Below are 7,544 nucleotides of genomic sequence, written 5' to 3'. Positions count from 1 at the left end.
CCTCGGACCCGGCGGCGTCGGTGCGGGCGCAGATGACAAAGTTCGGGTCGCGGCGGGCCGACACCGCGGCGCGCAGCCGCTTGACCATCTCACCGGTCGGAACCACGGCTTTGCCGTCGAGGTGTCCACACCGCTTCGGGTTGAGCTGATCCTCCAGATGGCAGCCGGCCAAGCCGGCATCCTCGAGCACGGTGACGGTACGAGCCGCGTTCATCGGCTCACCGAATCCGGTGTCGGCGTCGAGCAGCGTGGGCAGGTCGGTGACCGCGGCGATCTGCCCTCCCCGGCCGGCCACCTCGGTCAGCGTGGTCAACCCGATGTCGGGTAAACCGAGGTCGGCGGAGAGCACCGCGCCGGAAACGTAGACCCCCTCGAAGCCGATCTCGGCGACAAGCTTAGCGACCAGCGGTGAGAATGCTCCCGGGAAGCGTTGCAGCCGACCCGAATCCAGGCCGGCGCGAAACGCCGCCCGCTTGTCCGACGCGCTGCTCGCGGCCGCCAACAGCCCGGTCACCGGAAGATCCCGTCCGGCGTCTTGGGCGCCGTCTCCATCACCGCCGGGTCGACCAGGATGTTCAAACCGGCCAGCTCGCCGCCGGTCAACCCGGCCAAGCCTTCGACGGTCGACAGGAACCGTTGTTGCTCATCGGGTTTGACCACACCGTCGGCGAGTTCGGTGAATTTGGCTATGTACTGTTTACGTCCGAATGGCCGCGCCCCCAGCGGATGCGCGTCGGCGACCGCGAGCTCATCGGCGATCACCTCACCGCTTTTCAGGGTCACCTCCGCGCGAGCGCCGAACGCCTTCTCGCTCGCGTCACTCGAGTGGTAGCGGCGGGTCCACTCCGGATCCTCCACGGTGGAGATCTTGTGCCACAGCTCGACGGTGTCGGGCCGGTGCGTGCGCTCGGGGGCGTAGGACCGTTCATGGTGCCAGCTGCCGTCCTGCAGCGCGACGGCGAAGATGTACATCACCGAGTGGTCCAGGGTCTCCCGAGAGGCGTCCGGGTCGAACTTCTGCGGGTCCCCGGACCCGGTGCCGATCACGACGTGGGTGTGGTGGCTGGTGTGCAGCACGATCGTGGCAACCTGGTCCAGCTGCTCCGGACCGCCGATGCGCTCACGCAGCCGCCGGGCCAGGTCGATCAGCGCTTGGCTTTGGTACTCCGCCGAATACTCCTTGGTGTAGCTGTCCAGGATGGCGCGCTTGGCCTCCCCGGGGGCGGGCAGCGGCACCCGGTAGGTGTGCTCGGGACCGGACAGCAGCCAGGCGATGACGCCGTCCTCGCCCTCCCAGATCGGCGCGGGAGAACCCTCGCCGCGCATCGCCCGGTCGACCGCCTCGATGGCCACTTTGCCCGCGTGCGCCGGTGCGAACGCCTTCCAGCTGGAGATCAACCCCTTACGGGACTGCCGGGTCGCTGTGGTCAGGTGCAGCGCCTGCCCGATCGCGGAGTAGATGACCTCCGGGTCCAGCCGCAGCATGGTGCCGATGCCGGCGGCCACCGACGGGCCCAGGTGTGCGACGTGGTCGATCTTGTGTTCGTGCAGGCAGATTCCGCGGGACAGGTCGATCTGGATCTCGTAGGCGGTGGCCAGACCGCGGATCAGGTCGGCGCCGGAGACACCACACTGTTGGGCGACCGCCACCAGCGGCGGGATGTTGTCGCCGGGATGAGAGTACTCGGCGGCCAGAAAGGTGTCGTGAAAATCGAGTTCGCGCACCGCGACGCTGTTGGCCCAGGCCGCCCATTCGGCCGAGTAGCCGCCCTCGACGCCGAACACGTGCGCGCCCGGGGATGCCGGATGCACCATAGCCTGCCGGCGGGCGACGGTGACCGGCCGGCGCAGCACCGAGGCGGCACTGACGGCGGCGTCGTCGATGATCCGGTTGAGCACCATCGCCGCGGTGTCGGCGGGTACGGCGACCGGGTCGGCTGCCACCTGCGCGATCTGCCAAGCCAGGTGTTCGTAACGGGGGAAATCGTCGGCGCTGCGGTGTGACCGGACGGAATGAACCAACATATTCCACACACTACGCAACATTTCGCCGGGCCGAAAAGCCGGGTGGCTGCGTATTTTTGTCGTGCTTGACGAGCGTTTTTGTAAACATTGCGAACATCGCAGGCAGTAGGCTGCGGACATGGCCAAAACCGTTTCCAAAGCCGTCTCCAAGACGTTCGCGGGTGCCCGGCTGCGGCGGTTGCGGGAGGAACGCGGGTTGACCCAGGTGGCGATGGCGCGCGAGCTGGATCTGTCCACCAGCTACGTCAACCAACTGGAGAACGACCAGCGGCCGGTCACCACCGCGGTGCTGTTGGCGCTCACCGAGCGGTTCGGTCTGCCGGCGCAGTACTTCTCGCCCGATTCGGATGCCCGGCTGGTGGCCGACCTGCGGGATGTCTTCACCGCGACCGCCGGTGAACACGCCGCCAGCGACACCGAGATCGAAGAGCTCGTCGCGCGGATGCCCGATGTCGGCCGCAGCCTGGTGACGATGCACCGCCGGCTACGGGAGGCGACCGACGAACTGGAGGTCTACCGGTCCCGGGCGACCACCGAGACGTCGCTGCCGGTGGCGCGGCCGATGCCGTTCGAGGAGGTCCGCGACTTCTTCTACGACCGCAACAACTACATCGCCGAGTTGGACGACGCGGCCGAGCAGTTGTTCGCCGACAGCGGGATGAAGATCGGCGGGCTGGACGTCCAGCTCTCGGGCCTGATGGCCGAACGCTTCGGCGTCACCGTGGCCATCGCCGACGACCTGGGCGGGCGCGCCAAGCGTCTCTTCGACCCGGACACGCGCGTGCTGCGGGTCGCGCACTGGTTGCTACCGGGCCAGCGCGCCTTCCAGGTCGCCACCCAGCTGGCACTGTTCACCCAAGCCGACCTGATGTCAGACATCGTGGCCACCGACGGGCTGCTCAGCCCGGAGGCCCGCGAGGTCGCCCAGGTCGGGCTGGCCAACTACTTCGCCGGCGCATTCCTGCTGCCGTATCGCCAGTTCCACCAGACCGCAACCGAATTGCGCTATGACATCGACCTGCTCAGCCGAGGCTTCGAGGTGGGTTTGGAGACGGTGTGTCATCGGCTCTCTACGCTGCAACGGCCGGGGCGGCGCGGCGTGCCGTTCATCTTCGTCCGTACGGACAGGGCCGGAAACATCTCGAAACGGCAGTCGGCCACCGCATTTCACTTCAGCCGGGTCGGCGGGAGCTGCCCGCTGTGGGTGGTGCACGACGCGTTCTCCCAACCGGGGCGAATTCTCACCCAGGTCGCGCAGATGCCAGACGGCCGGTCCTATTTCTGGATCGCCACCACCACCCCACCGGAAGGGCGCGGCTATTTGGGCCCCCGCAAGAGCTTCGCCATCGGGTTAGGCTGCGATCTGGCGCACGCCGACAAGCTGGTGTACTCCACCGGGGTGGCACTGGACGACCCGGCGACCGTCGTGCCGATCGGCGCGGGCTGCAAAATCTGCAGCCGCCAGGCGTGCCCGCAGCGCGCCTTCCCCTACCTGGGCCGGCGGGTCGTCGTCGACGAGAATTCCAGCAGCGGACTGCCCTATGCGGCGGTCAGCCCTCCTATTTGACCGGCGGCCGGTAGAAGATCAGCAGTTGCCCGATCGCCCCGGCCAGGCCCAGCAGCACCGACAGCAGCAGACCGTCCCAGCCGTCGCGCCAGGCGTGACCGAAGAACAACTGGTCCAGGCTGAACCGGCCGGGCCCGAGCATCGCGACCACCACCGCCGACACCGCCAGCACCATGACGTACTCCCAGCCTTCGTTGAAGATGAAAAAGCCGTGCGGCCGGTGCACGGTCCACGCCGCGACCGTCATCAGCGAGACGAACCCCGCAGCCGGGATCGGGGTGAGCAACCCCGCCGCCAATCCCAGCCCGGCGCTGATCTCGGTGGTGGCGGCGACCACCGCGTGAAACGTCCCCGGCGGTTTCATGCCGACGCTCTCGAACCACCGCGCGGTGCCCGGTATCCGGCCACCGCCGAAGAACTTGTTCAAGCCGTGTGTGGCCAGGGTCAGGCCCAACACCAGACGCAGGATCAGTAAAGCGACATCAGAACTCATAGTGTCAACGTAGATCATCGGGACGGGCCATGAGCGGTGTTCGCCGGGCCCAAAAAGGCCAAGACCAACTCAGCGACCTCGTCGGGCTGTTCGAGCTGCAGGAAGTGTCCGGCATGCTCAACCACGGCCACGTCGCTGCCGGCCGGCAACACCCGTTGCACCCAGCGCGCGAAAGCCGGTGTCATGCAACCGTCGTCGCGGCCGTGCAGGTACAGGCTCGGTAACTGAGGCGGTAGCACCCAGTGCCGGTGCAGTTCGGCGTAGCGAGCCGGCGGCCGACCGTGACGGATCAGCGCGCGGTACGGCCCGAGCGCTGCCCGCCAGCCCTCCGGGGTGCCGATGGCGGCATCGACATGCCGCAGGTCTTCGCTGGCGTCATAGCCCGGGGACCATCGGCGCCACAGCAGTGGCGGTACCCACGACGCGGAGCGCTCCGGCAACCAGGGCAGCTGGAAGTAGCCGATGTACCAGCTACGCAGCAGCTGGACCGGCAGCTCGCCGGCCAGCTTGACCCGGTGGGCCGCCGGGCCGCGCGGGCGGAGCGCCGCCGGCGGAGGCACCGACATGATCACCGCCCGCGCGAACGGGCTGTCCGGCATAGCGGCCAGCCCCGTCGCCGCGAGTGCCCCCCAGTCGTGGCCGATCACCACGTCGGCGGTGGCGCCGCCGGCTGCTGCGCGCACCCGCAGCGCGTCGTGCATCAGCGCACCGATGTGGTAGCTGTGGTCGGCCGGGATCGACGACGGCGCGTACCCACGCAGAAATGGTGCCACCACCCGCCAGCCCGCGGCGACCAATCGGGGCGCCAGTCGGCGCCAGCTGTAGGCGGTGTCCGGAAAACCGTGCAGACACAACGCCATCGGTCCGCTCGGTTCTCCCCAGCTCAACGCCTTGAGCCCCACCGGGTTGACCGGGTCGATGTTGGGGCCCGCAACATCGATCCAGCTTGGTGCGAGGTCTGCCATGTGCACTCCTGTTGTGCGTCGCTGCGGCCAGCACCGGATTCCGTCGGGCTCACCGACACGCTAGCGTGTCCGAATGGTGACGGCTGCGCGATCCGGCTCGCCGGCCGACGGCGCCCCGACCCGCCGCTGGGCCAAAACCGACGCCACCCGGCAGCGCATCCTGGACGCGGCGACCGAGGTCTTCGGTGAGCGCGGCTTCAGCGCCGCCACCATGGCCGACGTGGTGGACCGCTCCGGCGCCAGCATCGGCAGCATCTATCACCATTTCGGCGGCAAGAAGGACCTGTTCCTGGCGATCTTCCAGCGGGTGGCCGATGCCGTCGACCGCCGCATCGATGCGGCGATGCAACAGGCCGGCGATGCGGCCGGGCAGCTGGACCCGCATCGGGCCTTCGAGGTTCGGGTGCGGGCGTATCTGCAGGCGATGTGGGAGAACCGCCAAGCGGCGCTGGTGTTGACCTCCGCGGACACCCCCGCCGGTTTCGAGATCACCCGTCGCGCCCGGATGACCGCGGCCTTCCGCGGCTGGATGTCGGTGTTGCAGCTGGACAGCTCGCCGCGCGGGCAGTTGCTGGGCCGGCTCCTGGCGGCCACCCTGGCCGAGTCGTCACTGATGGTGGCGGGGTGCGGCAACTTCGACGACGTGCCACCGGTGATCGACACGGCGATGGAGTGGATTGACCGGTTGATCGCCGTGGCGGGATGACGTATTGCAAATGTTAGAATGTGATTCCAATATCTGTGGTGATGCCAGGCTCGGAGAACCGAAGGGGAGCGCTCGTGGCCGTCAGCACCGCGCCGGTCAAGTTGTGGGCCGACTCGGGTGACTCTCACTTCATCGAGCCGCAAGACCTGTGGCGCTCGCAGCTACCGAAGCGACTGGCCGACCTGGTACCGCGCACCGAAAAGGATCCCGACGGCAGGTGGGAGACCATCTATGTCGACGGTCAGGTGTTCCGTCGCCGGTTGCCGAGCATGGCCCAGCAGGAATTCCTCGACGCCATGGTGGCCGCCGCCGGCTCTCGCGATGTCACCAAGCGGCTGGCCGACCTCAACGCCGAAGGCATCTGGGCGGAGTTGGTGTTCCCGTCACTGGGCATGTGGGCCAGTTCGTTTCGCACCCCGGAGCTGTTGCGCGCGGCGCTGCGGGTCTCCAACGACTGGGCCAAGGAAACGATCATGGACTACTCGCCGCGATTCATCCCGACCGCGCAGGTCTCCACCCTCGACATCGACGATGCTGTCGGTGAACTCGAACGCTGCGGTGAGCTCGGCTTCAAGGCGGTCTTCCTGACGGTCGCGCCGCACCCGGCGCAGCACGATTACAACCACGACGAATGGGAACCGTTCTGGGCCATCGCCGAGGACATCGGCATGGTGATCGCCTTCCACATCGGTACCGAGCCAATCGATTTCGCCGGCGGTGGGTCAATCGGGGTTACCCATCACGGTCCGGGCGGCGCGGTCCTCAATTACGCCGAGACGTCGTTCGGCGGGCAGCGGGCGGTGATGAAGCTCGTCGCGTCGGGCGCGCTGGATCGGCATCCGAAGCTGAAGGTGCTGGTGTCCGAGGGCGGCGCCACGTGGGTGCCGTTCATCGCCGACCGGATGGAGGAGGGTTATCGCCAGCATGCGGTGGTGGTGCGGCCCAAGCTCCAGCGCAGCCCGCGGGAGATCATCTACTCGCAGGTCTACGCGTCGTTCCAGCACGATGCCTCGGCGGTGGCGGCGACGGCGCACCTGGGCTTCGACAATGTGCTGTGGGGCAGCGACTACCCGCACGTCGAAGGCACCTTCGGTCACACCCAGGAGACGCTGCACCAGCTGTTCGACGACGTCGATCGGCCCACCAGGGACCGGATCATGTTCGGTGCGTTCAACGAGCTGTTCCCACAGGCACCGCTGCCACCGGCGCCGGGCACCGTGATCGGCGACCGGTAACGTCGTAGGACAATGAACACTCCCCAGACCGTCGAATACCTCGGGGTCGACGGAATCACCCTGGTAGCCGACGAGTGGAACCGCGGCCGGACAACCGGCCAGGACGACGCCGCGGTGCGTCCGACGGTGCTCATGCTGCACGGCGGTGGCCAGAATCGGTTCTCCTGGAAGAACACCGGACAGATTCTTGCCGATCGCGGTTATCACGTCGTCGCCCTGGACACCCGCGGCCACGGCGACAGCGACCGGGCGCCGGGTGCCGAGTATGCCCTCGAGACGCTCACCGCCGACGTGCTGGCGGTGCTCGCCACCATCGGCGCACCGGTGGTGCTGATCGGGGCGAGCATGGGCGGGCTGACCGGGATCCTGGCCGCCGCGGCGGCCGGTCCGCAGCGGGTGAGCAAACTGATCCTGGTCGACGTGGTGCCGCGCTACGAAAAGGAAGGCAGCGCACGTATCCGCGAGTTCATGTCCGCCCACGTCGACGGCTTCGACTCGCTCGCGCATGCCGCCGACGCAGTCGCGGCCTACCTGCCGCACCGGACGAAACCGC

At 68.0% G+C, this 7,544-nt stretch carries 8 protein-coding genes; 4 read left to right on the top strand and 4 right to left on the bottom strand.

The window, feature by feature from the left end:
• Together AC2VON_RS10340 and prpD are read right to left on the bottom strand one after the other, a co-directional pair.
• On the bottom strand, positions 1–514 hold a 514-nt coding region (locus tag AC2VON_RS10340), incomplete at its 3' end, for an isocitrate lyase/phosphoenolpyruvate mutase family protein (RefSeq protein WP_486952875.1).
• Positions 511–2,025, bottom strand: coding sequence for a 2-methylcitrate dehydratase PrpD (gene prpD, locus AC2VON_RS10335; RefSeq protein WP_486952874.1), 1,515 nt, complete (start codon positions 2,023–2,025; stop codon positions 511–513). The genes prpD and AC2VON_RS10340, both read right to left, overlap by 4 nt.
• 118 nt (positions 2,026–2,143) lie before the next feature.
• Here prpD and AC2VON_RS10330 point away from each other — a divergent pair, with 118 nt between their 5' ends.
• Positions 2,144–3,592, top strand: coding sequence for a short-chain fatty acyl-CoA regulator family protein (locus AC2VON_RS10330; RefSeq protein WP_486952873.1), 1,449 nt, complete (start codon positions 2,144–2,146; stop codon positions 3,590–3,592).
• Here AC2VON_RS10330 and AC2VON_RS10325 read toward each other — a convergent pair.
• Both AC2VON_RS10325 and AC2VON_RS10320 read right to left on the bottom strand, forming a co-directional pair.
• On the bottom strand, positions 3,585–4,085 hold the full coding sequence (locus tag AC2VON_RS10325) for a DoxX family protein (RefSeq protein WP_486952872.1): 501 nt from the start codon (positions 4,083–4,085) through the stop codon (positions 3,585–3,587). The genes AC2VON_RS10330 and AC2VON_RS10325 overlap by 8 nt on opposite strands.
• A 14-nt stretch (positions 4,086–4,099) precedes the next feature.
• Positions 4,100–5,050 (bottom strand): alpha/beta fold hydrolase, encoded by a 951-nt coding sequence (locus AC2VON_RS10320; protein ID WP_486952871.1) that lies wholly within the window; start codon positions 5,048–5,050, stop codon positions 4,100–4,102.
• Positions 5,051–5,123: 73 nt separating this feature from the next.
• Here AC2VON_RS10320 and AC2VON_RS10315 point away from each other — a divergent pair, with 73 nt between their 5' ends.
• From AC2VON_RS10315 to AC2VON_RS10305, 3 genes are all read left to right on the top strand, one after another.
• The gene (locus AC2VON_RS10315; protein ID WP_486952870.1) at positions 5,124–5,756 is read left to right on the top strand and encodes a TetR/AcrR family transcriptional regulator; all 633 of its coding nucleotides are present in this window, start codon (positions 5,124–5,126) and stop codon (positions 5,754–5,756) included.
• A gap of 74 nt (positions 5,757–5,830) precedes the next feature.
• Positions 5,831–6,991, top strand: a complete 1,161-nt coding sequence (locus AC2VON_RS10310) for an amidohydrolase family protein (protein ID WP_486952869.1) — start codon at positions 5,831–5,833, stop codon at positions 6,989–6,991.
• A 12-nt stretch (positions 6,992–7,003) separates the two neighbouring features.
• A partial coding sequence (locus tag AC2VON_RS10305) for an alpha/beta fold hydrolase (RefSeq protein ID WP_486952868.1) occupies positions 7,004–7,544 on the top strand: 541 nt, incomplete at its 3' end.

Source organism: Mycobacterium sp. TH-M82, from assembly GCF_057473605.1.
This window is presented reverse-complemented; position numbering and strand designations above follow the sequence as displayed.